26 protein-coding genes are annotated in these 24,891 nt (G+C 73.5%); 13 read left to right on the top strand and 13 right to left on the bottom strand.

The window, feature by feature from the left end:
- Positions 1-258: 258 nt before the first annotated feature.
- Positions 259-528 carry an acyl-CoA carboxylase subunit epsilon gene (locus BMW99_RS14385; RefSeq protein ID WP_075016902.1) on the bottom strand — a complete coding sequence of 90 codons (270 nt, stop codon included), beginning with the start codon at positions 526-528 and terminating at the stop codon, positions 259-261.
- Positions 525-2,126, bottom strand: coding sequence for an acyl-CoA carboxylase subunit beta (locus BMW99_RS14380; RefSeq protein ID WP_075016901.1), 1,602 nt, complete (start codon positions 2,124-2,126; stop codon positions 525-527). The genes BMW99_RS14385 and BMW99_RS14380 overlap by 4 nt, the downstream gene beginning before the upstream one ends.
- Before the next feature lie 106 nt (positions 2,127-2,232).
- Between BMW99_RS14380 and BMW99_RS14375 the strand changes: the two genes are divergently transcribed.
- Together BMW99_RS14375 and BMW99_RS14370 are read left to right on the top strand one after the other, a co-directional pair.
- On the top strand, positions 2,233-2,964 hold the full coding sequence (locus BMW99_RS14375; protein ID WP_069464150.1) for a sensor histidine kinase: 732 nt from the start codon (positions 2,233-2,235) through the stop codon (positions 2,962-2,964).
- Positions 2,961-3,638, top strand: a complete 678-nt coding sequence (locus BMW99_RS14370) for a response regulator (protein ID WP_069464149.1) — start codon at positions 2,961-2,963, stop codon at positions 3,636-3,638. Before BMW99_RS14375 ends, BMW99_RS14370 begins: the two co-directional genes overlap by 4 nt.
- A 34-nt stretch (positions 3,639-3,672) precedes the next feature.
- On the opposite strand, the gene BMW99_RS14365 is transcribed toward BMW99_RS14370, so the two are convergent.
- From BMW99_RS14365 to BMW99_RS14330, 8 genes are all read right to left on the bottom strand, one after another.
- A complete protein-coding gene (locus BMW99_RS14365) occupies positions 3,673-4,101 on the bottom strand; it encodes a nuclear transport factor 2 family protein (RefSeq protein ID WP_069464148.1) in 429 nt (142 codons plus the stop codon).
- 192 nt (positions 4,102-4,293) lie between these two features.
- Positions 4,294-5,937, bottom strand: a complete 1,644-nt coding sequence (locus BMW99_RS14360; protein ID WP_069464147.1) for an FAD-dependent monooxygenase — start codon at positions 5,935-5,937, stop codon at positions 4,294-4,296.
- Positions 5,937-6,179, bottom strand: a complete 243-nt coding sequence (locus tag BMW99_RS14355; RefSeq protein WP_069464146.1) for an acyl carrier protein — start codon at positions 6,177-6,179, stop codon at positions 5,937-5,939. The genes BMW99_RS14360 and BMW99_RS14355 overlap by 1 nt, the downstream gene beginning before the upstream one ends.
- Positions 6,180-6,320: 141 nt before the next feature.
- The gene (locus BMW99_RS14350; RefSeq protein WP_069464145.1) at positions 6,321-7,325 is read right to left on the bottom strand and encodes a beta-ketoacyl-ACP synthase III; all 1,005 of its coding nucleotides are present in this window, start codon (positions 7,323-7,325) and stop codon (positions 6,321-6,323) included.
- Positions 7,322-8,071, bottom strand: coding sequence for an AAA family ATPase (locus BMW99_RS14345; RefSeq protein WP_069464144.1), 750 nt, complete (start codon positions 8,069-8,071; stop codon positions 7,322-7,324). The genes BMW99_RS14350 and BMW99_RS14345 overlap by 4 nt, the downstream gene beginning before the upstream one ends.
- 34 nt (positions 8,072-8,105) lie before the next feature.
- Positions 8,106-9,251 carry an AvrD family protein gene (locus BMW99_RS14340; RefSeq protein ID WP_079176047.1) on the bottom strand — a complete coding sequence of 382 codons (1,146 nt, stop codon included), beginning with the start codon at positions 9,249-9,251 and terminating at the stop codon, positions 8,106-8,108.
- Complete coding sequence (locus BMW99_RS14335; RefSeq protein WP_075016900.1) at positions 9,248-10,186, bottom strand: SDR family NAD(P)-dependent oxidoreductase; 939 nt, start codon at positions 10,184-10,186, stop codon at positions 9,248-9,250. The genes BMW99_RS14340 and BMW99_RS14335 overlap by 4 nt, the downstream gene beginning before the upstream one ends.
- Positions 10,187-10,221: 35 nt before the next feature.
- Positions 10,222-10,629 carry a putative quinol monooxygenase gene (locus tag BMW99_RS14330; RefSeq protein ID WP_069463597.1) on the bottom strand — a complete coding sequence of 136 codons (408 nt, stop codon included), beginning with the start codon at positions 10,627-10,629 and terminating at the stop codon, positions 10,222-10,224.
- Between the two features lie 223 nt (positions 10,630-10,852).
- Between BMW99_RS14330 and BMW99_RS14325 the strand changes: the two genes are divergently transcribed.
- Positions 10,853-11,785, top strand: a complete 933-nt coding sequence (locus BMW99_RS14325; protein ID WP_069463598.1) for an NADP-dependent oxidoreductase — start codon at positions 10,853-10,855, stop codon at positions 11,783-11,785.
- Between the two features lie 3 nt (positions 11,786-11,788).
- Here BMW99_RS14325 and BMW99_RS14320 read toward each other — a convergent pair whose 3' ends face one another.
- A complete protein-coding gene (locus BMW99_RS14320) occupies positions 11,789-12,706 on the bottom strand; it encodes a LysR family transcriptional regulator (protein WP_069463603.1) in 918 nt (305 codons plus the stop codon).
- Positions 12,707-12,878: 172 nt separating this feature from the next.
- Between BMW99_RS14320 and BMW99_RS14315 the strand changes: the two genes are divergently transcribed.
- The 8 genes from BMW99_RS14315 (at position 12,879) to BMW99_RS14280 (ending at position 20,521) form a co-directional block, all read left to right on the top strand.
- Positions 12,879-13,595 (top strand): SDR family oxidoreductase, encoded by a 717-nt coding sequence (locus BMW99_RS14315; protein ID WP_069463599.1) that lies wholly within the window; start codon positions 12,879-12,881, stop codon positions 13,593-13,595.
- Positions 13,596-13,687: 92 nt separating this feature from the next.
- The gene (locus BMW99_RS14310) at positions 13,688-14,239 is read left to right on the top strand and encodes a pyridoxamine 5'-phosphate oxidase family protein (RefSeq protein WP_069463600.1); all 552 of its coding nucleotides are present in this window, start codon (positions 13,688-13,690) and stop codon (positions 14,237-14,239) included.
- A gap of 186 nt (positions 14,240-14,425) precedes the next feature.
- Entirely contained in the window at positions 14,426-14,857 is a 432-nt protein-coding gene (locus BMW99_RS14305) for a carboxymuconolactone decarboxylase family protein (RefSeq protein ID WP_069463601.1), read from the top strand.
- A 196-nt stretch (positions 14,858-15,053) separates the two neighbouring features.
- Entirely contained in the window at positions 15,054-16,235 is a 1,182-nt protein-coding gene (locus tag BMW99_RS14300; protein ID WP_069463602.1) for an acyltransferase family protein, read from the top strand.
- Between the two features lie 12 nt (positions 16,236-16,247).
- A complete protein-coding gene (locus BMW99_RS14295) occupies positions 16,248-17,717 on the top strand; it encodes an MFS transporter (RefSeq protein ID WP_075016899.1) in 1,470 nt (489 codons plus the stop codon).
- A gap of 84 nt (positions 17,718-17,801) precedes the next feature.
- Complete coding sequence (locus BMW99_RS14290) at positions 17,802-18,728, top strand: NADP-dependent oxidoreductase (RefSeq protein ID WP_075016898.1); 927 nt, start codon at positions 17,802-17,804, stop codon at positions 18,726-18,728.
- A 79-nt stretch (positions 18,729-18,807) separates the two neighbouring features.
- On the top strand, positions 18,808-19,710 hold the full coding sequence (locus tag BMW99_RS14285) for a thioesterase II family protein (RefSeq protein WP_245791454.1): 903 nt from the start codon (positions 18,808-18,810) through the stop codon (positions 19,708-19,710).
- Between the two features lie 115 nt (positions 19,711-19,825).
- Positions 19,826-20,521, top strand: coding sequence for an HAD family hydrolase (locus BMW99_RS14280; protein ID WP_075016897.1), 696 nt, complete (start codon positions 19,826-19,828; stop codon positions 20,519-20,521).
- A 77-nt stretch (positions 20,522-20,598) separates the two neighbouring features.
- On the opposite strand, the gene BMW99_RS14275 is transcribed toward BMW99_RS14280, so the two are convergent.
- Complete coding sequence (locus BMW99_RS14275) at positions 20,599-21,222, bottom strand: ScbR family autoregulator-binding transcription factor (protein WP_069466972.1); 624 nt, start codon at positions 21,220-21,222, stop codon at positions 20,599-20,601.
- Positions 21,223-21,383: 161 nt separating this feature from the next.
- Here BMW99_RS14275 and BMW99_RS14270 point away from each other — a divergent pair, with 161 nt between their 5' ends.
- Entirely contained in the window at positions 21,384-22,496 is a 1,113-nt protein-coding gene (locus BMW99_RS14270; protein WP_069466973.1) for a ScbA/BarX family gamma-butyrolactone biosynthesis protein, read from the top strand.
- Positions 22,493-23,809, top strand: coding sequence for an acyl-CoA dehydrogenase family protein (locus tag BMW99_RS14265; RefSeq protein ID WP_245791453.1), 1,317 nt, complete (start codon positions 22,493-22,495; stop codon positions 23,807-23,809). The genes BMW99_RS14270 and BMW99_RS14265 overlap by 4 nt, the downstream gene beginning before the upstream one ends.
- A 145-nt stretch (positions 23,810-23,954) precedes the next feature.
- Here the strand turns inward: BMW99_RS14265 and BMW99_RS14260 are convergent, their stop codons facing one another.
- Positions 23,955-24,815 (bottom strand): 4'-phosphopantetheinyl transferase family protein, encoded by an 861-nt coding sequence (locus BMW99_RS14260; protein ID WP_069464612.1) that lies wholly within the window; start codon positions 24,813-24,815, stop codon positions 23,955-23,957.
- Positions 24,816-24,891: the final 76 nt, after the last annotated feature.

The following is a 24,891-nucleotide window of genomic DNA, read 5'->3' as shown; positions in this document are numbered from 1 at the left end:
GCGAAGGTAGCGACAGGGCAGGGGTGCGTCAACGGTTCGCACAAATGGTCGGATCAATGCGCGCGACAAGTGGACGGCTCAACTATCAACAAATAGGCGGGAGTTGAGAGACAGCGAGTCCGGTTCGGCGTCCGGTCGCGGGAACCGCACCGCCGTCGTGGCGAGAGCGGGCCCCGCGTGCCGCACCGTCACGCCGGGTCCGGATTCGGACGCTGCCGGCGGTGACGGCGGGCCACCGCCGCCCGTGGGCCGTGCCGTTCATCGGCGCCACGAGCGGGGGCAGCGGTGGGGGGCGTGGCGGGGGCGGTGCCAGGCCGCGCGGGACGGGTCCGCGGCGGCGTCCGGCTCCTGGCCGGCCGGCCGGGCGACGCTCAGCAGGACGACGGCGAGCGCGGCGAGTTCCACCGGGGTCGCGTCTCCCCGGACCACGCGGAACGCCGGTGGGGACCCGGCCTGCCGCGGGCCCGGCACGCCGCCGTCCACCGGCCTGGCGGCCGGCGCCTGCGCGTGAGGGGTCGGCGGGGTCATGCCGGCGCGTTGCCGTGCTTGCGGGCGGGCAGGTCCGCGTGCTTCGTGCGGAGCATGGCCAGGGAGCGGACGAGCACCGCCCTGGTCTCGCGCGGGTCGATCACCTCGTCCACGAGGCCGCGTTCGGCGGCGTAGTACGGGTGCATCAACGCGCTGCGGTACTCGTCGACGAGCTGGGCGCGGGCCGTCTCCGGGTCGTCGGCGGCGGCGATCTCCTTGCGGAAGACGACGTTGGCCGCGCCCTCCGCACCCATCACCGCGATCTCGTTGGTCGGCCAGGCCAGCGAGAGGTCCGCGCCGATGGACCGGGAGTCCATCACGATGTACGCGCCCCCGTACGCCTTGCGGACGATCAGCTGGATCCGCGGCACGGTGGCGTTGCAGTAGGCGTACAGCAGCTTCGCGCCGTGCCGGATGATGCCGCCGTGCTCCTGGCCGACGCCGGGCAGGAAGCCGGGAACGTCCACGAGCGTCACCAGCGGGATGCTGAACGCGTCGCAGAACTGGACGAAGCGTGCGCCCTTCTCGGAGGCCGAGATGTCCAGCACGCCGGCCATGGCGGCCGGCTGGTTGGCGACCAGACCGACCACCTGGCCGTCGAGACGGGCCAGCGCGCACACCAGGTTGGGCGCCCACGCGGAGTGCACCTCGAAGAACTCGCCGTCGTCCACGACCTGTTCGATCAGGGCCCGCATGTCGTAGGCGTGCTGGGCCTCGGCGGGCACCAGGTCCAGCAGGGCGTCGCAGGAGCGGTCGGCCGGGTCGGCCGCTTCGTGCGCGGGGGCGAGTTCGTGGTTGTTGGCGGGCAGCAGCGACAGCAGGTAGCGGACGTCGTGCAGGCAGCTCTCCTCGTCGTCGTACGCCGCGGTGGCGACGCCGGACAGCGTGGCGTGCACGTCGGCGCCGCCGAGACCGTCGAGGCCGACGTGCTCACCGGTGACCGCCTGGACCACGTCGGGGCCGGTGATGAACATCTGCGAGGTACCGCGGACCATGAAGACGAAGTCGGTGAGCGCCGGAGAGTAGGCCGCGCCGCCGGCGCAGGGCCCCAGCATCACGCTGATCTGGGGGATCACGCCGGACAGCCGGACGTTGCGGCGGAAGATGCCGCCGTAGCCGGCGAGCGCGGACACGCCCTCCTGGATGCGGGCCCCGGCACCGTCGTTGAGGCTGACCAGCGGCGCGCCCGCGGCCGCGGCGAGGTCCATCACCTTGTGGATCTTCTGGGCGTGCGCCTCGCCGAGCGCGCCCCCGAACACCCGGAAGTCGTGGGCGTAGACGAAGACGGTCCGGCCGTGGACGGTGCCCCATCCGGTGACCACGCCGTCGCCGGACGGCCGTTTGTGCTCCAGGCCGAAGCCGGTGGCACGGTGCCGCCGCAGTGACTCGATCTCGGTGAACGACCCCTCGTCGAGCAGGAGCGCGATCCTCTCGTGTGCCGTGAGCTTGCCGCGTGCGTGCTGGCGCACGGTCGCCTGCGGGTCGGGGCCTTCGTGGGCCCGCGCCTTGAGCCGTTGCCACTCCCGGTGCCTGGTGTGCGCGTCGGGTGCCGGCGCCGGTGCCGTGACCGGACCGGGTCGTTCCTCCACCACGGTCATCGCTGGTACCTCCGTTCGATCGGTGTTCCGGCGGTCAGGTATTGATTCCTTCGTGAAGGTATTTTATTGTCGGGGTAGCAGCCCCCTGGAGAGGAAGGGCCGACCGATGCACCAGCCGTACGGCAAGGCAACGATCAGCGACGCACCGCCCCGCCCCCCGACCGCGGTACGCCGCCCACCGGTCGTCCTGGAGCGGCACACGTGGCGCGACCCGCGCCATGTGGCGCGCGAGCTGCATGACCGGGTGGGCAGTGAACTGGCGGTCGTTCTGCGGCAGTTGGAGTTGGCGCAGCTGTTCGTGCGCGACGATCCCAAGAGCGCGGAGGAGCGCCTGGAGCAGGGCCTGCGCGCGGTGTCCGAGGCGATGCGGGTGGTCCGCGAGCTCAGCGGCGAGCTGTCCGGTGCCGGGACCTCCTGCGGCCGGCTCGCCGACGATCTGCGGGCCTTCGCGGGCGGCGTCGCGCCGGCCGGGACCCGGGTGCGGGTGCGGACCGATGGGGACGAGTCGTGGCTGCCCCCCGGCCACCGCGGCCAACTGTTCCTGATCCTCTGCGAGTTACTGCGCAACGCGTTCGCGCACGCCCGCGCGGGGACCGTCCGTGTGCGGACCAGGATCACGCCCGACGCGGTGACCGCGGTGGTGGAGGACGACGGCGTCGGGTTCGACCCGAGCACGGGGATCCCCCCGGGCCACGGCTTCGGCCTCGTGTCGATGGGCGAGCGCGCCCACGGCCTGGGCGGCGCCACCCGGATCGAGTCGGCGGCCGGCCGGGGGACCCGGGTCACCGTGCGTCTCCCGCTGGCCGGGACCGCCGCGAGCACGGGGCAGCACGCATGACCGGGACCCGGATCCGCGTGCTGCTCGTCGACGACCATGTCATCCTCCGTGAGACGCTGCGCGAGTGCCTCCAACTGGAGGCGGACTTCGAGGTGGTGGGCGACGCCCCGGACGGGGCGCAGGCGGTGGCGCTCTGCAGCCGGCTGCGGCCTGACGTGCTCCTGCTCGACGTCGAGACGCCGGGCCAGCCGGTCGACGTCACCGTGCCCCGGGTCCTGGAGGCCTCGCCCCGCACCCGGGTGATCATGCTGAGCATGCACGAGAGCCCCGACCTGGTGCGCGAGCTGCTGGCCCTGGGCATCCGCGGCTACCTCAACAAGCGCGTGAGCCGGCAGCACCTGGTGTCGGTGATCCGCGGATGCATGCGCGAGGGCGACGAAGTGCTCATCTCCGTCTCGCAGTTCGCCGCGCTGCCGGGCACCGGCAACCAGGACGGGCGGATCTCCGCGCGCGAGCGCGAGGTGCTGACCCTGGTCGCCGACGCGCTCAGCAACCGGCAGATCGCGGCCCGGCTGGGCATCACCGAGGGCACGGTGAAGCGCCATCTGCGCAACGTCTTCGAGAAGCTGGGCGCGGTGTCCCGGATCGACGCGGTCAACAAGGGCGTCGACGCCTCGCTGATCGCTCCGCCCCAGCCCCGCTCCCTACCGGGCAGGCCGGTCTGGCAGCGGTGAGGCGGGGGCGGAGCCACGGGCCGGCGCGCCCGGCTCAGGCCGCGAACGCTACGGCGGCCGCGTGCCCGTCCTCGAACATGTGGTAGAGCGTGATGTGTCCGTCCGCGACGGCCACGTGGAGGGCGAACCGCGAGGAGAACTTCTTGCCCGTGCGCCGGATCACGTGCGTGAAGCGGCCCAGGGCCACGGCGGTCCTGCCCTGCGCGACCACCGTGTCCACGGCGAACTCCTCGGTGGCGGCGACCTCCTGGCCGGCGACGGCGAAGAACTCGGCCAGTTCGGCCTTGCTCGTACGCCGCCCGGTCCACGGGACGGACGGTGCGCCGGGGACGTCCCAGTCCACCTCGTCGGCGAACAGGGAGAGCAGGCTTTCGAGATCACCGCTGCCGAAGGCGGCGAAGAAGCCCTGGACGATGTCGGTGGTGCTCGAATCGGCGGTGATGGTTGCGGTGCTGGTGGACACGGATGTCTCCTCCGGTCGGTCGTTGTCGTCGCAAAGGGTGAGCAGGGGTCGGGTGACAGGGGTCGGGTGAAGGCGTGCGGCGCGGATGCGGCCGCAGGGCCGCCGGAGCCGTACGCCCTGCGGGTCGTGCGGGTCGTGCGGGTCGTGTCGGCCGCCTTGGCCGTGCCGGCCGTGCGGGACCGGCTGGTCCGGTCAGACCAGGCTCGGCACCGCGGTCTGGGCCGGTGCGGTCGAGCGCAGGAAGGCCTGGGCCCGCTCCGGCGCGCTCGCCGGGGCCAGGTGTGCCAGGTGGCCGTCGGGGCGGACCGTCGCGATGACCGGCCGGTTCCCGAACGCCCTCCGCAGCGCGGGTGCCGCGGCCGCGGGAACCGCGCCGAGGTCGAGGACGCGGGCCTGCCCCGTGAAGCGGCCGAGCAGCCCCGCCGCGGTGGCGCTCCAGTCCGCAGGCGTGCGGCGGCCCGGCCACAGGACCACGGTGTAGTGGTACGGGTCGATCGGTGGGACGCCGCCGAACCCCCCGTCCCCGGGCTCCGCCGCGCCGTCCGCGGGACCGCCCGCGGGAGCGGCGAACAGCGGGACGCGCTGCCCGGGACGGGCCGGATGGGCGATGCGGCGGAACAGCGGGTCGGACGCGCTCTCCGCGTAGTCGACGTCGGTCTGCGCGAGCAGCGGTACCAGGACGCGCTCCAGCAGGCCGGTCCACCGTGCGGCGACGAACACCGCGTCGCGCACCGCGATGCGCGCGGACTTGCGCTGCATCGCGAACCGCGCCTGCGCCGCCGAGGTCTTCGCCATCCGCACCGCACCGACGGTGCGTTCGCTGTGGTAGGTGTCCAGCGCGGCTGCGTCCAGCCGCCCCCGCACCACCCCGCCCAGCTTCCAGCCCAGGTTGGCCGCGTCCTGGAAGCCGATGTTCATGCCCTGGCCGCCGGCCGGGCTGATCACGTGCGCGGAGTCGCCGACGAGGAAGCAGCGCCCGTTGCCGAAGCGTTCGGCCAGGCCGAGCCGGGGCCGGAACGACCGGGTCCACAGCGGCGTGCCGACCGTGAAGCGGGTGTGGGCCCGCCGGTTGATCACCTCCTCCAGCAACTGCGCGGAGGGATCGTCCTCGTCGGGGCCGCGGTGCGGGATGTTGGCGGCGATCCGGTAGTACCCGTTCGCCAGCGGGACCAGCGCGACCACGCCGTCACGCGAGTAGTAGTACTGGGCGTTCTCCGGCACGTCGCCGCTGATCGGGGCGTCCGCGATGGCGTACGTGACGTCGATGGCCTCGCCGTCGAAGCGGATCCCCAGCAATTCGCGGGTGATGCTGCCGGGACCGTCGGCACCGACGAGGTACCGGGGGACCACCGTCTCCGCGGTGGCGCCGCGGACCAGACGGGCCTCGGGCAGTTCACCGGCCGTGTCCAGTCCGACCAGGGCGGTGCCGAACTCGATGGTCCCGCCCAGCTCCGCCAGCCGGCCGCGCAGCACCCGCTCGGTCTCGCGCTGCGGCAGGGTCAGTACGAAGGGATACGGCGAGTCGGCCAGCCGGTGCAGATGCGCGGTGCCGCGCAGCCGGCCCTCCGAGTAGTAGTTGACCCCCTTGCTGCGGTGGCCGATGGCGGCCAGCCGGTCCGCGACGCCGATCCTGCCCAGCACTTCGAGACTGCGCGGCCAGACCAGGATGCCCTTGGAGTGCGGGTCGGACTCGTCGATGCCGGGCCGGCGGTCGATCAGGCGGATGCGCACGCCCTGTTGCAGCAGTTCGCAGGCCAGGGCGACGCCGACCGGGCCCGCGCCGACGATCAGCACCTCGGGCTCGTCGGCCGCCAGGGGTTCGGGCGAGTCGGCCATCACGCGGCCACGACCTTCGCGTCGAGCAGATCCACGGCCTCGCCGATGGACTCCACCGACAGCAGTTCCTCGTCGGAGACCGGGATCCCCAGCCGCAGTTCCAGGGCGACCGCCAGCTCCAGCATCACGAGCGAGTCGAACTCCAGGTCCTCGAAGCGGGTGTGCGGTGACAACTGGGCCGCGTCCAGGCCGTACTTGTCGACGATCATCTGTATGAGGCAGTCGAGCAGTTGCTGAGACATCGGTGTGCTCCTCGTCCCCCGGGCTTGTCCGGGTCGCTCGTCGGGTCGTTCCCGTGTCGCGTGTGTCGTCCGGTGCCGTTCGTTCCGTTCGTTTCGTTCCGTTCTGTTTCGTTCGTTCCGTCTTCGAGGGGCCGGGCAGCCTCACAAGGCCGTCAGGTCCGGCCAGACCAGGGCCGCCGAGCCCCAGGTGACGCCGCCGCCGAAGGCGCTGATCAGCACCCGGTCGCCGGGCGCGAGATCGCCGTCGGCCACCGCCGCGCCCATCGCGAGCGGGATGGACGCCGCGGAGGTGTTGCCGACCTTGTCCAGGTTGATCACGGCGCGGTCGGCGGGGACGCCGAGCTGCTCGGCGACCGCGTGCAGGATGCGGACGTTGGCCTGGTGGCCGACGAAGCGGTCCACCGAGTCCACCGGCCAGCCGATGCGCTTCAGCAGCGCGTCGGCCGAACCCGCCATGCGCTTCACCGCGTTGGTGAAGACCGGCCGGCCCTGCATCGTGAACCAGGAGTCGTCGGGGTCGGGCGGGAGCCCGGTCGCCCGCTGCCGCGAGCCGCTGCCGGGGATCTTGATGAGATCGGCGAGCGCCCCGTCGCTGCCGAGGTCGAAGCCGAGCAGCGAGCCCGGCTCGCCGGCCGAGCCGGCCCGCAGCACCACCGCTCCGGCGCCGTCGCCGAAGATGACCGCGGTCGACCGGTCCTCGGGGCTGATGATCGAGCTGAACGTCTCGGAGCCGATGACCAGTACCCGCCCGGCCTGCCGGGAGGCGATGGCCCCGGCCGCGCCGGACAGCGCGTAGACGAAGCCCGAGCAGACCGCGGCCATGTCGTAGGCGGGGACCGGGCCGAGGCCCAGCCGGGACGCCACGTCGGGGGCGGTGGCCGGGCACGGGTGGTCCGGCGTGGTGGTGGCGACCACCACCAGGTCCACCTCGTGCACGTTCGCCGACTTCAGCGCCCGCTCGCCGGCCTCCACCGCCAGATCGCTGGTGGCGACGCCGGGAGCGACCATCCGGCGTTCGGAGATGCCGGTCCTGCTGCGTATCCACTCGTCCGAGGTGTCGAGCCGGTCGGCCAGTTCCGCGTTGGTCACCACTCGGGGCGGGAGCGCGGTCCCCAGCCCTTCGAGCACGGCGGTGGGCGTGCTCATGCCCCGCTCCGGGCGACCGGCCGGTGGACCGGAGGCCGGCCGTCGGGTGCCGCCGTCCGCCGGGTCTCGATCGTGGTGTCGATCCGCCGGTACTCGGCCTGCGCCGCGGCGGCGGCCTGCTCCTCGGTGGTGATCGGCCGCAGCCCGGTCGCGGCGGCGATGGCGCGCAGCCGCTCGGGCATCGTCCCCGAGACGACGTGCACCGGGATCCGCAGCTCGGCCATGACCTCCAGCAGCCGCGCGTCGGCCAGGGTGCGGAAGCGGTCGTTGACCGGCCGGTGGCCGTCGGCCGACAGCGGGAGCTCGTTGCGCAGATGCACGAAGGCGTCGAAGCCGCGCTGCACGTGCTGCTTGAAGGACACGCCGAGCTGGCGCATGACGTCGTCGAAGAAGGCCAGTTCGGCGGTCCGCTCGACGTCCGCCTCGCCGAGGGCGACGGAGTCGTTGGGGTTGATGCCGACCCTGACCCGCAGCGCGCCGTAGATCCACTCCTGCAGCGACGAGCCGTCCGAGATGAAGCCGCCGGCGAGCTGGTGCTCGTACTTCACCCGCTCGGTGTGGCGCACGACGATCATCTGCAGCAGTTCGGCCGCGGTGCACTCCTCGAGCTTCTTGCCCGGCGCCGCGTCGGGGAGTATCTCCCGCATGGTCCTGGCCATGGTCCGCGGCAGGCCGATGTAGTGGGACAGGGCGAGCGCGGTCAGGGTCTTGCCGGACGAATAGGTTCCTGAGATGCCGAGCCTCATGGGGCAATCGCCCTTTCGTGTGGGGCGCGGGCGGTCAGCCGGACAGGGCTGCCGGACGCGGGAGTTCGTGGGTGACGGAGCACAGGACGCGCACGCCCGCGCACGCGGCGGTGATGTCGGCGGTGCGCCACCGGGCGCCGTCGCGGGCGTCGAGCAGGGCGCTGCCGGCGAGCTCCGCGGTCACCGGGAACGGGCCGGTCGCCGGGCGCTCGGGGGTGTCGCACTCCAGGACGGTGCGCCGCATCCACAAGGTGTTGCTGTGCGCGCGGTCCAGGCCGTCCAGGTCGTAGAGCAGCAACTGGCCCAGCTGGAGGGCGATCACGAACGCGTCGATGAAGGACACCGCCGGCTGGTACGCGCCCTCCAGGCCGCCACCGCCCGGCGCGGTGCCGGGGACCGGTGCCAGACGGGCGGTCCCGTCGGCGCGCTGCCGGTCCCCGGTCACCTGCAGGGTGATGTCGCGGATCGGCTGCCTGCGGGTGCGGAACCCCTCGCCGTACAGCCCCGCGGGTGCCGGGTACGGGAGCGGGCCGGCGGCGCGGTCACGGGCCGCGAGGTCCGCGGCGGCGAGGCCGCCGAGCTCGGTGGCCGCGGGGCCGGCCCGGTCGAAGACCGGGTGGACGACCGGGTGGACGACCGGGCGCCCGAACGGGTGGACCACTTCGCAGCGGATCCGCATCCCGCCGATCCGGCAGGTCATCAGCGTCACCGCGGTGCCCGCCAGATGCTCGTGCGGGCGCGTGCCGGCCGGACGGCCCTCGACCCGCAGCGACTCCAGGTCCTCCTCGTCGGGCTCCCGCCCGGCGCGGATCTCGACCCGGCGCAGCCACATCAGGGAGCGTTTCGCGGCGGTCAGCCGGTGCCTGCGGGTCAGGAACAGCTCGGCCAGCCGGGCGCCGACCACCAGCGCGTCGATCGTGCTCAGGTGCGGGCGCTGGCTGGCGCCGGCCTTGAGCGACCAGTCCGGCGGGCAGAGCACGCCCGCGGTCGCGGTGATCGCGCCGTCCGGGCCCGGATCGATCACGATGCCGGTGAAGCGGTACGTGACGCGCCGGTGGCCGTCGCCGAAGAAGCGCGAGGCGGCCGGCCCGAGGCGGTCGTCGATGGACGCCACGAACGAGGAGGGGGACGCCGTGTGTCCCCGCAGGGCCGGCGGCGCCGGGGAGGCCGCGGTGGTCATGACGCCCCCTTGAGCCGGAACGCCACGCCGCCGCCGACCGGCAGCCGGCCGTCCGCCGCCGCGCCGGTCAGGGGGAGGACCCCCTGGGCGGACCGGAAGGTGTACGGGCAGACGCCGTCGGGGATCTCGACACGGCCGGTGACCTGGTCGGTGACCGAGCGCAGCCGGGAGATGAACCCCGGGTCGTACGCCTCGGGCCTGGCCCGGCCGGGGAAGAAGCCGTCGAAGAACTCGCCGGTGACGTCCGTCAGCCCCGGGTCGGTGATCAGCCGGAGCGCGGGAGCCGCGCCCTGCGCGACGGTGGAGTGCGGCCGGACCCCGCTCTCGCGGACCATCGAGGTGTCCATGAAGCCCGCCGGGTGCAGGCAGTTCACGGTCACCCCGGTGCCCCGCAGTTCCTCGGCGAGGTCGAAGGTGAAGGCGGCCAGGGCCAGCTTGGAGCGCCGGTAGGCGGTGACCCCCTGGTAGGCCTCGTAGTACGGGGCCTCGGCCGGGTCGAAGGGCGCCTGGCCCACCGACCCGACGTTGAGCACGCGTGCCGGTGCCGTGGCGGTGAGCAGCGGCAGCAGGGCCCGGGTGAGCACCACGGGCGCCAGGTAGTTGATGGCGAAGCGCAGTTCGTGGCCGTCGCGGCTGGTCTGGCGGGCCTGGCCGGGCGGCCCGAAGCCCACCGCCGCGTTGTTCACCAGGACGTCCAGGCGGGTGGTGAGCCCGCGGACCTCGGCGGCCAGCCGCGCCACCTCGTCGAGCGAGGACAGGTCGGCCGTGAAAGGGACGGCGCGCGGGCCGAGTTCGGCGACGAGCCGGGCCACGCGTGTGCGGTCCCGCCCGTGCACCAGCACGCGCCGGCCGCCGGCGACGAGGTCGCGGGCCAGGGCGCGGCCGAGTCCGGCCGTGGCGCCCGTGATCATTACGGTAGGCGTGTTGTCGGTCATGCCTGCTCCATCGAAGAGGACGGGTGGCTGATGGCTCACTGACCGCGGGCGGGGTGGTTGACGTTCGGCACCGAGAAATTGCTGACGTAGATGTTCGGGCCGCTGATGCCGTTCCTCGCCACCATCTCCAGGAACTCCTGGGCCGGCGGATTCCCCTGGTGCTGCTCGTACGCGGCCTCGTCGGTGAACGTGGCCTGGAACACCACACGCGTGGGATCGTCCCGGTCGGGAACGATGTGGTAACTGATGGTCCCCGGCTCGTCCCGCAGCGAGAGAAATGCCTCGCGCTGTGCCGACTCCAGGAATTCCGCACGGTGTTCGGCGGCTATCCGCTCGAAACTCGCCACGACGGTGAGAATGATCCCGTCGTCGCCCGCGGAGCCCAGCGTCTGCGGTGCCTCCGCGGTCACCGCGGGAACGGGCCTGTCCTGCTGAACGGTCATCGTCTTTCTCCTCACGGGTTCGAACTGATGACTTACGGAATTCACCCTAGGAAGTGCGGGGTCGGAGCGAAATTCTCCGATGGGGTTCAGACAGGGGTTCGAACGCCACACCCGCACTACCTCTTTGGAAACATCGCGGAATGCCGGACGTTCCATCGGGAGTTGTCACGCGAAGACCGTCCGGCCGTCCCGGAACGGCGACATGACCAGGGAGAGAAGCGGTATGCGCGCGATCGTCCAGCACACTTTCGGAGGCCCCGAGGTCCTGCGTCTCGAGGAGGTGGACCAGCCGGTCCCCCTGCCGTCCGAACTGCTCGTCCGGGTCAAGGCGATCGGGGTGAACCCGGTCGAACCGCTGATCCGCAGCGGCCGTTTCAAGCTGCTCGGCGAGCCGCCGTTCGTCCTGGGCTGGGACGTCTCCGGCGTCGTCGAGCACGTGGTGCCCGGCACCTCCCGCTTCCAGGAGGGCGACGAGGTCTTCGGGATGCCCTTCTTCCCGCGCGGGGCCGGCGCCTACGCCGAGTTCGTCGCGGCGCCCAACCGGCACTTCGCGCGCAAGCCCGCCTCGATCTCGCACGCGCAGGCCGCCGCACTGCCGATGGCCGGGCTCACCGCGTGGCAGGCGCTGGCCGAGGTGGCCGACGTGGGCCCGGGGGACCGGGTGCTGGTGCACGCGGGCGCGGGCGGCGTCGGCCACCTGGCGGTCCAGATCGCCAAGGCCCGCGGCGCCCACGTCATCGCCACCGCGAGCGCGGCCAAGCACGCCTTCGTGCGCGGCGTCGGCGCCGACGAGGTCATCGACTACCGCACGGTCGACTTCGCCGAGGCGGCCAAGGACATGGACGTGGTGTTCGAGCTGATCGGCGGCGAGTACGCCGACCGCTCGCTGGCCACCCTGCGCCCGGGCGGGCTGCTGGTCACCGCGATCGACCGGATGGACGCCGCGCTGGCCGAGCGCACCCGCGCGGCCGGCTTCCGGTTCGCCGGGGTCTCGGTGGAACCGGACTACGTGGGCCTGGAGGCCATGGCCGCACTGGTGGAGGACGGCCGGCTGCGCCCCCACGTGGGCCTGGCGCTGCCGCTGGCCGACGCCGCGGTCGCTCACGAACTGTCCGAGAGCGGGCGCGCGACCGGCAAGATCGTCCTGGAACCCTGAGGATCAGGCCGGTACCGGCGCGGGCCGCGGTGCCGGGGGTGCCGCGGCCGCCCAGCCGACCGACTGCGCGGTCCGGCCGAAGTCCGCGACCAGCGGCGAGCGGTCGGCGGCGGCGCGGGCCAGGCAGATCTCCTTCGGGGGCAGGTCGAGGACCGCGGTGTAGGCGATGTCGGGCCGGGTGTAGAAGCGCGCGGCGGACCGGGGAAGCAGCGTGAGGCCGTGGCCCCGCGCCACCGACTCCAGGATCTCCTCCACCGACCCGGTGCGCGGTGCGGCCTCCAGCAGGGAGGCCGCACCCCGCACCACCTCGGCGTGGTCGGCCTCGACGGCGCGGCCGGACGGCGGCCGCCGGACCAGCCGTTCGCCGAGCAGGTCCGTGCTGTGCACCGCCGCCCGACCGGCCAGCCGGTGCGCGACGGGCAGCACCGCGAGCAGGCTCTCGCTGCCCAGCGGGGTGAGCGTCACGCCCTGCTCGGCCACCGGCATCCGAACGAAGGCGACGTCCACCGTGCCGTCGAGCACCGCCTCGGTCTGCTCCTCGCCGGCCAGGTGCCGCACGTCCACGGTGACTTCGGGCCGCTGTGCGGTGAAGGCGCTGATCACCCTGGTCACCACCATCCCCCAGCCGAAGCCGACGGTGAGCCGCGCCTGACCGCCGGCCGCCCGGTACATCCGGTGCCTGGCCGCCCGCGCCGCGGCGAGCATCGCGCGGGCGTCACCCAGGAACTCCCGTCCGGCCGCGGTCAGTTCGACCGACCGGCGGTCGCGCACCAGCAGGTCGAGCCCGATGTCCTGCTCCAGCGCGCGGATCTGGCGGCTCAGTGCGGGCTGCGTGATGTGCAGGTCCGCCGCGGCCCGGCCGAAATGCAGCCGGTCCGCCACCGCCACGAAGTAACGGACCTTCCTCAGATCGAGGTCCATGGTCGCCTCCGCCATTCATCGCGGTGATTCCTCACCGGCGAGCCGGCCTGTGCGCCTCTTGTATTTCGGGCATCACAGGAAACACATAAGGCATTGGACATCAGAACCGCGCCGCCCGCACTGTTGTCGAAGAGGTCATACACATCTCCGAGCCATCGGAAAGGTACGAACAATGAGCCTTGCAGACAAACGCGTTGTCGTGATCGGGGGAAGTTCCGGAATCGGGTTCGCGGTCGCCCGGCTCGCCGCCGAGGAGGGCGCCGAGGTCGTGATCGCCTCCAGCAGCCGGGACCGGATCGACCGTGCCCTGAAGAACCTGCCGGACACCGTGAGCGGGGACCGCCTGGACGTCACCGACGAGGCCGCGGTGGCCGCGTTCTTCGAGCAGGTCGGCCCCTACGACCACCTCGTCTACACCGCGGGCGACCCGCTGCAGATCAAGTCCTTCGGCGACACCGACCTGACGCAGGCGCAGGAGTACTTCAAGGTCCGCTACTGGGGCGCGTTCACCGCCGCCCGGCACGGCGCCGCGGGCATCCGTGCGGGCGGCTCGATCGTGCTCAGCTCCGGCAGCGCAGGCGCCCGCCCGGCCAAGGGCTGGACCGTCACCGCGAGCATCACCAGCGCCTCCGAGGCGCTGGGCCGCGCGCTGGCCGTGGAGCTCGGCCCGATCCGGGTCAACGTGGTCCGTCCCGGGCCGACCCGCAGCGAGCTGTGGGACGGCAGCATCGACGAGCCCGAGGAGTTCTACACCAGGCTCGGCGACAAGCTGCTGGTCGGCCGGGTGGGCCAGGTGTCCGAAGTGGCGCAGACCTACCTGTACCTGATGAACAACGGCTTCAGCACCGGCTCGGTCGTCACTGTCGACGGCGGGCACTTCCTGACCTGAACCGCCGCCGAACCGCGCCGGCGGCCGTCCGTCTTCCCCCGGTGCCGCCGCCGGCGCCACCGCCCCGACCAGCGGAGGAGAACCGCTTCCCCATGCGCATCGAACTGGAGCAGGGCCCGCAGTGGCCCCTCGGCTTCCTGGCCGTGACGGAATCCATCGAGCGCCTGCTGGACGGCACCAGACTGCTGTCCATGGCGACCGTCGGCGACAACGGAGTCCCCTGGTTGCACAACGCCTACTTCGCATACGACGCCGACCTCCATCTGTACTTCCTGACCCGCACCGACTCCGAGCACGCGCGCAACCTCAGCAACAGCGGCGGCCAGGTGGCGGTTACCGTCGCCGACACCCGGCAGGAAGGCGCGCCCGGCAGCAGGCAGGGCCTGCAACTGCAGGGTCCCTGCCGGCCCGCCGAAGGCGACCGGCTGCGCCGGGGCGCCGAGGTGTTCGCCGACCGGTTCCCCGGGTTCACCGCGGCCATCCGCGGGGCCACCCGGCCGGACGGCCCCCTGGACACCCCGGACCTGCGGCTGTTCGTGTTCTCCGCGGCCCGGGTCAAGATCTTCGACGAACCGGCCTGGGGGCGCGACGTCTGGCTGACGGGCCGCATCCTGCGCGAGGCCGCACCGCAGCGCACCCGCTGAACTCCCGCCGCCGCTGCGCCGGAAGCGCACCGGCCGACCCCCGGCACGTGCCCGTACCGGGGGTGGATCCCACGCTACGCACCCCGCCGCGGCGCGGGCATTCCGCGTGCGCGACACCGCCATGCGCCCTTCGGGCCCGCCCGGACACCACCGACGACACACTCCGTACGCCCCGAAAGGAGCACCATGACCATGCACGCCGCCGCCCGCGAGGGCACCAGCCGCGGCGCCGCCGTGTTCCGCGCGCTGGCCGCCGAGGCGGACGCCCCGCCCTGGGAGGCGATCAGGGACGTCGCGCCCGGACTGGGCGCGCACATCGAGCACGGTCTCGGCGCGCTGACCGGCGCGTCGGGACTCGATCTGCGCACCCGCGAGATCGCCACCGTGTGCATGCTCGCCGCCCTCGGCGACTGCGCGCCCCAACTGGCCTTCCACGTCGCCGGAGCGCTGCGGGCAGGAGCCGACGAGACCGAGGTGGTGGAGGCCATCGCCCAGGTCAGCCTCTACGCCGGTGTTCCCCGGACGCTCAACGCGCTGGCCGTCGCGCGGCCCATCCTGGCCGCACACCGCGGCGTGCCGCACGTCGCAGGCCGCCCCGCCGGCCAGGCGGACGGCTGACGTTCGGCTACTCCTTTCGAAACATCGGGCGGGCCATAAGCGGAATTCCGCCGGTATGGCCCGCCCAGTAGCGTCCCCATAGGGCCACCGAACCGGACCGGCCCGAATTCCCGCCGGCGCACCGCCGGAACTCCCGCGGAATCCACTGGAATCCCCTTGGAATCCCCTTGGTACCGGAAAGCAGGAATCGATCACCGTGAGCGTGTCCGCACCGATCTCCCGCCGGGAGAGACTTCCGTCCCTGACCGGGCTGCGCGCCATAGCGGCGCTGATGGTCTTCGTCTTCCACATCTACGCCGTGGCCGTGTTCGCCTCACCCGGCGTCACCCGGTGGATGTCCCACTCCGCAAGCCAGGGCGGCGTGGGCGTGACCTTCTTCTTCCTGCTCAGCGGCTTCCTGCTGACGTGGACCGCCCGCGGCGACGACACCGCCCGCCGCTTCTGGGGGCGTCGCGCGGCGAAGATCGTGCCGAACCACCTGGTGACCTGGGTGGCGGCGTTCGTCTTCCTGTCCGTCAGCGGGCTCACCCTGACCGGCGGTTTCGACCGGTTCGGCCTGGACTCGCTGCCGAACCTGTTCCTGCTGGGGGACTGGTTCCCGCGCGGCGGGGTGTTCTTCAGCATGAACATCCCCAGCTGGTCGTTGGGGTGCGAGGCCTTCTTCTACCTCTCCTTCCCGCTGCTGCTGCCGGTGGCCCGCCGGATCGGCGCACGCATGCTGTGGCCGGCCGCCGTCGCGCTGGTCGCCCTCGTGTGGCTGATGCCGGTGATCGCCGACGCCGCCTTCCACCAGGGACCGCTGGTGCCCGGCCTGCCCGTCAGCGAGGACCGCATGTGGTTCGTCTACACGCTGCCGCCGGTGCGGATGCTGGAGTTCCTGCTCGGCATCGTGCTGGCGCTGATCGTGGAGGCCGGGCGCTGGCCGCGGATCGGGCTGCGGACGGCGAGCGCGCTGTCCCTGGCCGGGTACGTCGGCTCCTCGTACCTGCCGTACCTGTTCGGGCTGGTGGCCGGCGCGCTGGTGCCGCTGGCGCTGCTCATCCCGACCGCCGCGGTCGCCGACATCGAGGGGCGGCCTTCGCCGTGGCGCGGCCGGGTCGCGGTGTGGCTGGGCAACGTCTCCTTCGCGTTCTACATGGTCCACCAGCTGGTGATCCGCTGGGTCCACTACGCCCTGGGCGCCACCCGCTCCTGGGACACACCGCAGGCGCTGGGCGTCACCGCGCTGATGTTCACCGTGGCGCTGGCTCTGGCGACGCTCCTGTACTACGCCGTCGAGCTGCCGCTGGTCCGCCTGTTCAGCCAGGCGCGCACGACCTCCGCCGCCCAGCCCGCGACGCCTGCCACCGCTCCGCCCCAACCCGCCTCGATCGCGTAGGAGAAGACCTCCATGTCCACAACCGTCGACCAGTCCCAGGGCCCCGCCCAGGTGGCGGACTCCCCGCACCGGATGACGTCCCGCCAGCGGCTGGTGCTGATCCTGCTGCTCGGCTCGCAGTTCATGCTCGCCGCCGACTTCTCGATCCTCAACGTCGCCCTGCCGGACATCGGCACCGGCCTGCACTTCTCGCTCGGCTCCCTGCAGTGGGTGACCACCGCCTTCTCGCTGGCGGCCGCCGGCTTCACCCTGCTGTTCGGCCGGGTCGCCGACCTGTTCGGCCGCCGCAGGCTGTTCCTGACCGGTATCGCCATGCTGACCGTCGCCTCACTGGTCGGCGGCCTGGCCGCCACGCCCGCCATGCTGGTCACCGGCCGCGTGTTCCAGGGCCTGGCCACCGCGATCGTCACCCCCGCCGCGCTGTCGCTGCTGACCACGACGTTTCCCGAAGGGCCGCTGCGCGCGAAGGCACTGGGACTGAACGGCGCGATGCTGTCGGCCGGGTTCATCACCGGCGCGGTGCTCGGCGGAGTGCTCACCGACCTGCTGAGCTGGCGCTGGACCTTCTTCATCAACGTGCCGGTCGGTGCCGCGGTGTTCTTCATCGGCCTGTCCGTGATCAAGGAGAGCCGCGTCCGGCGTTCGGCCCGGCTCGACCTGCCGGGCGCGGTGACGGTCTCCGTGGGCCTGCTCGCGCTGGTCTACGGCATCAGCACCGCGCAGCAGAAGGGCTGGACCAGCGCCCGCACCCTGCTGCCGATGCTCGCCGGCGCGATCCTGCTGGTGGTCTTCTGGCTGATCGAACTGCGCGCCGACGAGCCGCTGGTGTCGGTGCGCGTCGTGCAGCGGCGCACGGTCCGCTGGGGCAACCTCGGCGGGATCGTCACGTTCACCATGGCCAGCAGCCTGACCTTCCTGATGACCCTCTACCTCCAGCGGGTGCTCGGCTACTCGCCGCTGGTCACCGGCCTGACCTTCGGTCTGCTGGGCGCGGCCGCCTTCGCCGGCGGCACCTTCGCACCCCGGCTGATCGGCCGGGTCAGCGGCCCCGGCGGCCTGATGACCGGCCTGGTCATCCAGGCGTCGGCGAGCTTCCTGCTGGTCTTCGTCGGCGACGGCAAGAGCTGGATCACCCTGGTGCTGGTCGGCACCGCGATCTCCGGCTACGGCCACATCACCGCGGTCGTCTCGTTCATGGTGACCGCCACCTCCGGACTGCCCGACGAGGAGCAGGGGCTGGCCACGGGCCTGGCGACGCTCACCCAGCTCGTCGGCCTGACCCTGGGCGTCCCGCTGCTGAGCACCATCGCCACCGCCAAGGCCTCCCGCCCGCACCCGGGCCACAGCGACGCGTGGGCCGTGCTGTCCGGGGTGCGCACCGCGACGCTCGTCAACGGCAGCGTGCTGATCGTCGGCGCCCTCGTGCTCGCCCTGTTCCACCTCCTGCCCAGGGCACGCCGCACCGCGGCGCTGGAAGCCTGACGTCCTGCCCCTGCCCTGCCCTGCCCTGCCCCTGCCCCTTCTCCTCCTCTGCCCTGCTGCTCTCTGCTGAAAGGTCATGTCTCCATGCGCGCAATCGTCGTCAGGACGTTCGGGGAGCCCGGCGTCCTGGAAGTCGCCGAACTGCCGGCGCCCGAGCCGGCCGCGGGCCAGGTACGCATCAAGGTGGCGGCCGCCTCGGTCAACCCGGTGGACCTGGCCACCCGGTCAGGCGCCCTCTCCGCCTTCCTGCCCGAACTCCCGGCCTACCCGCTCGGCTGGGACGTCGCCGGGACCGTCGACGCGATCGGCGACGGCGTCGCGGATCTGGCGCCCGGCACGGAGGTGATCGGCCTGTCGGACTGGTTCGCCACGCTCAGCGGCACGCACGCCGAGTACGTGGTGCTGCCGGCCGGCGCCGTCACCGCCGCCCCCGCCGGGGTGGCGCCCGAACTGGCGGCGACCCTGCCGCTCAACGGGCTCACCGCACTCCAGGCGCTGGACCTGCTGGACCTCTCGGCCGGCCAGACCCTCGCGGTCACCGGCGCGGCCGGCGCGGTCGGCGGGTTCGCCGTGGAGCTGGCCGCCCGGCGCGGCATCACGGTCCTCGGCGTGGCCGGCCCGGCCGACCGCGCCTTCGTCAGCGGTGCCGGCGCGACACCGGTGTCCCGCGGCGACGACGTCGCGGGCACGCTGCGGGCGCTGGCCCCCGGCGGCGTCGACGCGGTGTTCGACACGGCGCTGATCGGGGCGGACGCGCTGGCCGCGGTCCGCGACGGCGGGCGCTACGTCGGGGTGTTCGGACCGGCCGCGCCCGGGACCGAACGCGGCATCGACGTCCAGGCCGTCTCCGTCCACAGCGACGCCGGGCAGCTGGCCGAGCTGGTCTTCCAGGTCGAGACCGGGGCGCTCACGCTGCGCCTGGCCAGGACACTCGCGCTCGCCGACGCGGCCGAGGCGCACACGCTGGTCGCCAAGGGCGGCCTGCGCGGCCGCGTCGTCCTCACCCCCTGAGGACCCGGCGCGCGCCGTGCCCCCACCTCGAACGCGGCGCGCGCCACTCCGTACGGCTGCCCGAAGGGAGGCGCAGGACGTGAACGTGGGCGCGGACATGAACGCGGGCACGGGCGCGGGCGGGAGTACGGGCGTGAACGTCGGCGCGGACGTGAACGCGGGCGTCGGCACCGAAGCGGCCGCGACGCCGCCGGCGACGGAGCACGCCGTCGTGGTCCCGCGTCCCGTCGCGGACCCGGTCCTGCGTGTGTTCCTCCTGCACCACGCGGCCGGCACCCATCGCGTCTACACCGACTGGGTCCCCCACTTCCCGCCCTCCTGGGAGATCTGCCTGTTCGAGGCTCCCGGCCGGCGCCGCCTGGCCCACCTTCCCCCGGCCACCGACGCCACCTCCCTCGCCCGCTTCTTCCTGGCCGCCGCCGCCTCCCGGCTCGACCGCCCTTACGCCCTGTTCGGCCACAGCATGGGCGCCGCGGTCGCGTACGAGATGCTCCGCCAACTTCCCGCTCCCGGATGCCCGTTGCCGTGCTGGTGCGGCGTCTCCGCCTGCCGGCCGCCCGCGGACCCCCTTGCCGGGCCGCCGCCGGACCGCGCCGTGCACCGCCTCTCCGACCGCGAACTGCGCACCACCCTCGCCCAGTTCGGCGCCCTGCCCCAACGGGCCCTGGCGGACGCGGTCTGGCCCCGTCTGGCCCCTCGGGTCCGCGGCGACTTCCGGCTCGCCGAGCGGTGGCGCCCGCCCGCCCACGCGCCCCGGACCCGGGTGCCGCTGTCGGTGTTCGGCGGCCGCGACGATCCGGTCGTGCCGGCGTCCCGGCTCGCCGCCTGGGCCGACGTCACCGACCGGCCGGGCGGCTGCCACCTGTACCCGGGCGGCCACTTCTACTTCCGGCAGCAGACCGCCGAGGTCGTGGCCGCCGTGGTGGGCGAGGTCCGCCGGTTCGGCCCGGGCGGGGACGGCCCGGACGCACCGCGCCCGTGACGATCCTTCCGGCGGACGCCGCGCGGTCCGTGCTTCTCACGTAACGTCAGGCCCTCCGCGCACCGCCCGGTCGCCCGTCCTGCTTGCTGTCCCGTATCCCCCCGCGAGGAGACCCATGACTCCGGTCAGCCGCGCCGCCTTCTTCGACGTCGACGAGACGCTGGTGGCCCAGAAGACCATGTTCGGATTCCTGCGCTTCCACCTGGCGGCGGCCGGCCGGCCGCCCGCCGACTACGAGGGGGCGTACCGTGCGATCCAGGCACTGAAGGACCGCGGGGCGACGCGGGAGGAGGCGAACCGGGCCTACTACACCCTGTACGCGGGCGCCTCGGCCGCCGAACTCGCCGCGCAGGGACGGGCCTGGTACCTGGAGCAGCGGCGGGCCGGCGGCTTCTACCACGGGCCGGGAACGCAGGCGTTGCGCCGCCACCAGGAGTCGGGGGACGCGACCGTACTCGTCTCCGGCTCCTTCTTCCCGTGTCTGGATCCGGTCGCCGAACACCTGGGCGCCACCGCGGTGCTGGGCACGCCGGTGGTAGTGCGCGAGGGGCGGCTCACCGGGGAGGTGCGGCGGCCGATGATCGGCGCTGCCAAGGCCGAGGCGGCGGCGGCCTGGGCCGCCGCCCGCGGCATCGACCTGGCCGGCTGCCACGCCTACGGCGACCACTCCTCCGACCTCGAACTCCTGCGAGCCGTCGGCCATCCGGTGGCGGTCGGCGCCGACCCGGTCCTGCGCGCCCACGTGGCCCGGGCCGGCGGCCGGACCCTGCCGGGCCTGGACGCGTCCGCCGCACGACACGGCCGGCGCTGACGGGCGGCGCCCGGAGGGCGGCCACCACCGCCCGCCGCCCGTCCGGCGGCGGCCGACGTTGCCGGCCCTGGCGCCCGTCAGGCCGACGCCGTCGTGGGCAGGACCGCCCCGAGGATCTCCTGTACCCGGTCCACCACGTCCTGGCGGTCGTTGAGCACCCAGGACATGTGCTGGGCGCCGAAGAAGGCCGACACCAGGACGCGTGAGAGCACGTCGGGGTCCGCGCCTTCCGGCAGGTCGCCGTCGGCCTCCGCGAAGTGCAGCAGGCGGGAGATGAACGTCAGGAAACCCACGAAGGGCGTCGGCAGCGGCACTTCGATCAGCGAGTGCTCCAACTGCAGCCGCGCACCGGCCTGAGCGATCTTGTTGTCGCGGAACAGCGCACCGGTGCGCAGCAGCAGCTCGGCCACCGCGGCGCACGGCGGCAGGCCCATCCCCTCGACCTCCTCGGAGAGAACGGACAGCCGTGTGTAGAACTCGTCGGCCACCGCGGCGGCCAGAGCGTTCTTGTTCGCGAAGTGGAAGTAGATCGCTCCCTTGGTGGCGCCGGTCAGCTGCGCCACGTCGAGCATGGTCGTGTCGGGGTAGCCCTTGTTGGCGAACGTCTCGGCCGCCGCGTCCAGGATCAGGGCACGAGTACGGATGGCCCGCTCCTGTTTGAGGTCGCCGGCCGCGGGTGTGTGACGGGTTTCCTGCCTCATGCCCCATCCCTTCGTACAGGTGCTGCGCGCGCTGTCGGAGCCTGGCTGGTGGGAGGCTCTTCCCCATAATACCTTCATGAAGGTATCTTTAGAGACCCCCGGAGGGCTACCCCCCGGGATCGCGCTCGTTCGCGCACCATCAGATCACAAGGGGGATTGTGATGCAGAGTACGGACGCGCCACCCTCGACAGACGCCACACCCGAGCCGCTCGCCCACGCCGGGCACCGGCTCGCCTTCATGCAACCGGTGCCCAGGAACCTGGTGCACCGCGCCTCCGTCGCCGAGGTCCTGCTCACCGACAGCGCCCGGCTGGACGACACGACGTTCCTCGTCGCCGCGCAATGGCCGCGCGACCACGCTCTCTACCACCCCGACGCGGCCGGCCGCGCGGACCCGCTGCTCTTCGCCGAGACCATCCGCCAGATGTTCGTCTACCTGGCGCACACCTACCTGGCGGTCCCGCTGACCCACCACTTCATCGGCGACGCCCTCGACTTCTCCCTGGACGACACCGCGCCGCTGAACGTCGGCGCCACCCCGCTGAACGTCGTCCTGGACGCGCGGTGGACCTGGCACGGCAGCCGCCCGCCCCGCCGTTACGGGATGCGGCTCGACGTCGTGCTCAGCGTCGGCGGCCGGGTGTGCGGCAGCGGCATGATCAGCGGCGTCGCGGTCGACGACCGGATGTACGCGCTGTTACGCCACAAGGACGCGCGCGGCCGCACCGTGCCCGATGGTGACACCGTGGGCGTCCCCTGGGTGCCGCGCCAGGTGACCCCTGCCGCCGTCGGCAGGCTGCGCACCAAGGACATGGTGCTCGAACGGGACCCGGTGGACCTCGACTGGCTGCTGCGGGTCGACACGAACCACGCGATCTACTTCGACCACCCCAGCGACCACGTCCCGGTCATGGTGGCCCTGGAGGGATTCCGGCAGTTGGGCTACCTGGTGGTCAACGAGGGCCTGTGGGACTCCCCGCTCGCCCTGGTCTCCTCGCGGGTCCAGTGTCTGGCCTTCGGCGAACTCGACCAGCCGGCCCGGCTCGTGGTGGAGGAGGCCGCGGAACCGACCGGCAGCGCGTCGCTGCGCCGGCTGCGGGTCAGCATCCACCAGGGCGGCAGACCGTTCGCGGTCGGCACGACGGTCTGGTCGAGACCCGCCGGACCACCGGAACCGCCGGAACCGGGACCGCGGGTGGAGCGGGTGGAGCGAGTGGAGCCGAAGCCCGGGGGCACGCGTCCGCTCATCCCGAGCCAGCGGGGCCGACGGTGACCCGGACGACCCCCACCGTCCCGGCGACCGCGCCGACGTTCACCGCCCTCGCGGCCACGCCGCCCTCCGCCGCGGCGACAGCGGCCTTCACCACGGCCCCCGCGTCGCGTACGGCATGGCCGCGGGCCGAGCGGCTGCGCGCCGCCGGGTCGACGGCGGCCCGGCACGCGGCCGCCGCCGACCGGGACCCGGGACTCGCCCCGGAGACCGTGACGGCGGTGACCCGGGCCGGCTTTCCCGCCTACTTCGTGCCCCGCGGACACGGCGGACACCAGGGCGACTTCACCTCGCTGCTGCACGCCGTGGCGGAGCTGGCCGAGAACTGCTCGTCGGCCGGCTGGTGCGCCGCACTGTGGGCGACGCACGGACGGTACGCCGCGCTGCTGCCCGAGGAGGGCCGGCGCGAGGTGTGGACCGCCTCCCCGGACACCCGGATCGCCGCCGGCCTGGTGCCGCGCGGAGCCCGGGCGGTGCGTCACGGCTCGCACTGGTCGCTCAGCGGCCGCTGGGAGTGCGTCAGTGCCGTCGGGAACTCGGCGTGGGTGCTGCTCGCGGCCACGGTGGACCCCGGGCCGGCGCGCCAGCCGGAGCCGGGGACGCGGGCCGGGATGCCACCGGGGCGGGACGGCGCGCCGGACGCGGCGCGGGTGTTCGCGGTGCCCACCGCGGCCGTCGAGGTGACGGCCACCTGGGACAGCTCCGGCCTGCGCGGCACCGGCAGCGACACCGTGACACTCGCACCGACCGTGGTACCGGCTCACCGCTCGTTCGACTTCGCGGACGTGGCGTCAGGCGCACGGACCGCGGGCGCCGCAGCGGACGCGGTCCGCTTCGACGCCGCCGGGACGTCGGGCGAGGGCACGGCAGGGCCGCGCTGCCACACCGCGCCCGCACTGCTCGTCGGCGGCCTGGTCCTGTGCGCGCCCGCGCTCGGCGCGGCGCGGACGGCGCTGCGCTCCTGGACGGACTGGGCGGCCGCGAAAGCGCCGCTCACCGGTTCGCTCAGTGCGGCCCTGGGCCGCAGCTCCGCCGAGATCGAAGCGGCGGAGCTGCTGCTGACGGCCGCGGCGCGCAGGGCCGACGCCGACCCCGTGACCGCACTGGCCGTCGCGCGCAACCACCGGGACGCCGCCGTCGCGGTGGACCTGCTGGTCACGGCCGTGGAACGGCTGATCCGGTCCGGCGGGCCACACATCTGCGACGCGACCAGCACCGTCCAGCGCTGCTGGCGGGACGTGCACGCCATCGCCTCGCACGCCGTCCTGCGGTTCGAGGCGGCCGCCGACCTCTACGCCAGGGAACTGCTCGCGTAGCCGCGGTCCGCCTCCCCGCCCCATGCGCCCACCGGCCCGGCCCGGTGGGCGCATGGGCGCGAGGGAAGCCGTCGACGCCGGCGAAGGGACCAGGGCGGACGACCCCACGGTCCCGTGCCTGGACCGGCACGGGACCGTGGGGTCGTCATCCCAGGGGGAGTTCGGAGCGGAGTTCGGAGCGGAGTTCAGGGCGGAGTTCGGGGCGGGAGCACCGATCACGTGGCGGGGGTGGAACGGTGGCGTGGTCGGCCAGTGAGAGGCGGTGGGGGACGACCACCGGGTCCGTGGCGCCCTGGAGGGCCACGGCGCCCGCGTAGCCGCGGGGCGAGGGAACCGAGGCCAGGCCCCAGCCCGGTGGGCGCGGGTGGGACGGCGAGGCGAAGGCGGATCCGAGGCCCACCAGGACTGACATGGGGTCGACGCCGAGGCCGGTACCGAGGCCCTTGAGATAGGCCTCCTTGTGGACCCAGCAGTGGAGGAGCGCGGTGCGCCGGTCGGCCGGCGGCAGGCGGCCGACCGCCGCACGTTCGGCAGGGTGCAGCACCGGCAGGGTCTCCCAGTCGGTGGCGGAGAGGTTCCCGGCGGACTCGATGTCGGCGCCCACCGGGGCGGCCGCCACCGCGTACAGCGCCGCCGTCCCCGAGTGGGAGAGGGAGAAGTGGAGGGGCGGGGCGGCCGCCACCTCGGGCCGGCCGTGTGGTTCGCCGCAGAGCGGGCACGGCGCGCGGCGCAGCTCCACCTGCTCGGGGGCGAGGCCGAGATAGTCGCCGAGCACGACCCGCAGCCCGACGTGCGCGAGGACGTACAGCCGGCGGTCGGCGGCACGGGCGAGCGAGTCCCTGCGCTGCTGCTCCACGTCGCTGAGGACACCGCTCAGCCTGTCGCCCGCCTCGACCTCGCGCGCGGTGGCCGTCAGCAGCCACACGGCGACCTCGCCCGGGGAAGGCCGTGGACGGATACCCGGGCCGTTCTCCGGCGGCGGGAGGTGTTCGCTGTCGTGCGGCATGGCCGCCTGCCCTCCTGGTCGATGGTCGGGACGGTGCGGTGCGGTGGACCGGCCGGTCGCCGTTCCCCGTGGGGAC

Origin of the sequence: Actinacidiphila rubida (assembly GCF_900110255.1) — a bacterium.
Classification (GTDB): Bacteria; Actinomycetota; Actinomycetes; order Streptomycetales; family Streptomycetaceae; genus Actinacidiphila; species Actinacidiphila rubida.
This window is presented reverse-complemented; position numbering and strand designations above follow the sequence as displayed.

What these genes read in the sequence shown, in the direction of transcription:
- BMW99_RS14345 (WP_069464144.1), bottom strand. Translation starts at nt 8,071, where the DNA reads ATGAGGCTCGGCATCTCAGGAACCTATTCGTCCGGCAAGACCCTGACC.
- BMW99_RS14305 (WP_069463601.1), top strand. Translation starts at nt 14,426, where the DNA reads ATGACCATGCACGCCGCCGCCCGCGAGGGCACCAGCCGCGGCGCCGCC.
- BMW99_RS14380 (WP_075016901.1), bottom strand. Translation starts at nt 2,126, where the DNA reads ATGACCGTGGTGGAGGAACGACCCGGTCCGGTCACGGCACCGGCGCCG.
- BMW99_RS14320 (WP_069463603.1), bottom strand. Translation starts at nt 12,706, where the DNA reads ATGGACCTCGATCTGAGGAAGGTCCGTTACTTCGTGGCGGTGGCGGAC.
- BMW99_RS14270 (WP_069466973.1), top strand. Translation starts at nt 21,384, where the DNA reads ATGCAGAGTACGGACGCGCCACCCTCGACAGACGCCACACCCGAGCCG.
- BMW99_RS14290 (WP_075016898.1), top strand. Translation starts at nt 17,802, where the DNA reads ATGCGCGCAATCGTCGTCAGGACGTTCGGGGAGCCCGGCGTCCTGGAA.
- BMW99_RS14280 (WP_075016897.1), top strand. Translation starts at nt 19,826, where the DNA reads ATGACTCCGGTCAGCCGCGCCGCCTTCTTCGACGTCGACGAGACGCTG.
- BMW99_RS14330 (WP_069463597.1), bottom strand. Translation starts at nt 10,629, where the DNA reads ATGACCGTTCAGCAGGACAGGCCCGTTCCCGCGGTGACCGCGGAGGCA.
- BMW99_RS14295 (WP_075016899.1), top strand. Translation starts at nt 16,248, where the DNA reads ATGTCCACAACCGTCGACCAGTCCCAGGGCCCCGCCCAGGTGGCGGAC.
- BMW99_RS14310 (WP_069463600.1), top strand. Translation starts at nt 13,688, where the DNA reads ATGCGCATCGAACTGGAGCAGGGCCCGCAGTGGCCCCTCGGCTTCCTG.
- BMW99_RS14275 (WP_069466972.1), bottom strand. Translation starts at nt 21,222, where the DNA reads ATGAGGCAGGAAACCCGTCACACACCCGCGGCCGGCGACCTCAAACAG.
- BMW99_RS14325 (WP_069463598.1), top strand. Translation starts at nt 10,853, where the DNA reads ATGCGCGCGATCGTCCAGCACACTTTCGGAGGCCCCGAGGTCCTGCGT.
- BMW99_RS14370 (WP_069464149.1), top strand. Translation starts at nt 2,961, where the DNA reads ATGACCGGGACCCGGATCCGCGTGCTGCTCGTCGACGACCATGTCATC.
- BMW99_RS14375 (WP_069464150.1), top strand. Translation starts at nt 2,233, where the DNA reads ATGCACCAGCCGTACGGCAAGGCAACGATCAGCGACGCACCGCCCCGC.
- BMW99_RS14360 (WP_069464147.1), bottom strand. Translation starts at nt 5,937, where the DNA reads ATGGCCGACTCGCCCGAACCCCTGGCGGCCGACGAGCCCGAGGTGCTG.
- BMW99_RS14350 (WP_069464145.1), bottom strand. Translation starts at nt 7,325, where the DNA reads ATGAGCACGCCCACCGCCGTGCTCGAAGGGCTGGGGACCGCGCTCCCG.
- BMW99_RS14260 (WP_069464612.1), bottom strand. Translation starts at nt 24,815, where the DNA reads ATGCCGCACGACAGCGAACACCTCCCGCCGCCGGAGAACGGCCCGGGT.
- BMW99_RS14355 (WP_069464146.1), bottom strand. Translation starts at nt 6,179, where the DNA reads ATGTCTCAGCAACTGCTCGACTGCCTCATACAGATGATCGTCGACAAG.
- BMW99_RS14315 (WP_069463599.1), top strand. Translation starts at nt 12,879, where the DNA reads ATGAGCCTTGCAGACAAACGCGTTGTCGTGATCGGGGGAAGTTCCGGA.
- BMW99_RS14335 (WP_075016900.1), bottom strand. Translation starts at nt 10,186, where the DNA reads ATGACCGACAACACGCCTACCGTAATGATCACGGGCGCCACGGCCGGA.
- BMW99_RS14385 (WP_075016902.1), bottom strand. Translation starts at nt 528, where the DNA reads ATGACCCCGCCGACCCCTCACGCGCAGGCGCCGGCCGCCAGGCCGGTG.
- BMW99_RS14340 (WP_079176047.1), bottom strand. Translation starts at nt 9,251, where the DNA reads ATGACCACCGCGGCCTCCCCGGCGCCGCCGGCCCTGCGGGGACACACG.